General features: G+C 35.7%; 2 protein-coding genes. Both read left to right on the top strand.

The window, feature by feature from the left end; all coding sequences use genetic code 11:
• The first annotated feature begins 202 nt into the window (after nucleotides 1-202).
• Entirely contained in the window at nucleotides 203-676 is a 474-nt protein-coding gene (gene bfr / locus CWB85_RS21855) for a bacterioferritin (RefSeq protein ID WP_016706841.1), read from the top strand.
• A gap of 10 nt (nucleotides 677-686) precedes the next feature.
• Complete coding sequence (gene bfr / locus CWB85_RS21850) at nucleotides 687-1,151, top strand: bacterioferritin (RefSeq protein ID WP_016706842.1); 465 nt, start codon at nucleotides 687-689, stop codon at nucleotides 1,149-1,151.
• Nucleotides 1,152-1,352 lie beyond the last annotated feature (201 nt).

Raw genomic sequence — 1,352 nt, 5'->3', positions numbered from 1 at the left:
CTTTCATCTTTCACCTTTCACCTTTCATCTTTCATCTTTCATCTTTCATCATAAATAGCAATCTGTTCATAAAGCAACCAACAATGCAAACTTAAACGAGAATCAAAATCAATAGTAACCGACTGATTTTCAAGGAAAATACTTGCAATAACTGATTTTTATACTACACTAGCAGCATTAAGCATTCTAAGAGGCCACCATTATGAAAGGTAATCAAAAAGTTATCGACAGCTTTAACAAGCTATTAGCCAATGAACTTGCTGCTATTGATCAGTACTTTATCCATTCTCGCATGTACGACGATTGGGGGTTAGATAAACTTTACGTTCGCCTTAACCATGAAATGGAAGAAGAAAAAGACCACGCCGACTGGCTAATCAAGCGTATTCTATTTCTCGAAGGTGTACCAAACATGACCAAGCGCCGTGATTTAATTATTGGTCATGATGTGAAAAGCATGATGCAAAACGATCTAACTTTAGAGCTTGAAGTTGTTGAATGCGTTAAAGAAGTCATTGCTGTATGCGAGCAAGAAAAAGATTACCAATCACGTGAAGTCTTAGAGAAGCTGTTATTCGACACTGAAGAAGATCATGTTTATTGGTTAGAACAACAACTTGGTTTAATTGATAAAATTGGTAGTCAAAACTACCATCAATCACAAATGGGCGAATAGGAGCTAGATTATGAAAGGCGATAAAGACGTTCTTGTTGCATTAAATAAAGTATTGGCAAATGAGTTAGTCGCAATTAACCAATACTTTTTACATGCCCGTATGTTTAAAGATTTTGGCTTTACTGCGTTAGATAAAGCCGATTATAAAACCTCAATTCAAAAAATGAAAAACGCTGACCGTTTAATTGAGCGTATTCTATTTTTAGAAGGCTTACCTAACCTTCAAGATCTTGGCCGTTTACGCATTGGTGAAAACAGCGAAGAAATGATTGCTTGCAATATGGCCTTTGAACTTGATTCACTTGTTGATCTTAAAGACGCAATCAAACTTGCTGAAAGCAAAAAAGATTATATCAGCCGTGAAGCGCTGGATAACATTTTGAACGAGCAAGAAGAGCAAATCGATTGGCTTGAAACACAACAACAGTTGATCAAAAGCACCGGTATTGAAAACTACCTACAATCGCAAATGTAATTTATTAACTATTGCAAAAAGCAGCCTAGGCTGCTTTTTTTATGCCTAACTTTTAAGCATTTCGCAACATGAAAAATTATACCAATCGTGTTAAGTTACTGACCATTTATAGCGACTATAGCGACAGATAAATGGAGTGATAACAAGGCATAAATTTTGACATGTAGTTGTTCTACATGAAAATTTATAACGCAGTTAGCG

It is taken from the genome of Pseudoalteromonas sp. S1727 (assembly GCF_005886375.1).
Classification (GTDB): Bacteria; Pseudomonadota; Gammaproteobacteria; order Enterobacterales; family Alteromonadaceae; genus Pseudoalteromonas; species Pseudoalteromonas haloplanktis.
The sequence above is the reverse complement of the archived record's forward strand: the minus strand, read 5'-3'. Positions and strand labels throughout refer to the sequence as shown.

Excerpts from the sequence above, each read along its gene's own strand:
- bfr (WP_016706841.1), top strand. The coding sequence starts at position 203 with ATGAAAGGTAATCAAAAAGTTATCGACAGCTTTAACAAGCTATTAGCC.
- bfr (WP_016706842.1), top strand. The coding sequence starts at position 687 with ATGAAAGGCGATAAAGACGTTCTTGTTGCATTAAATAAAGTATTGGCA.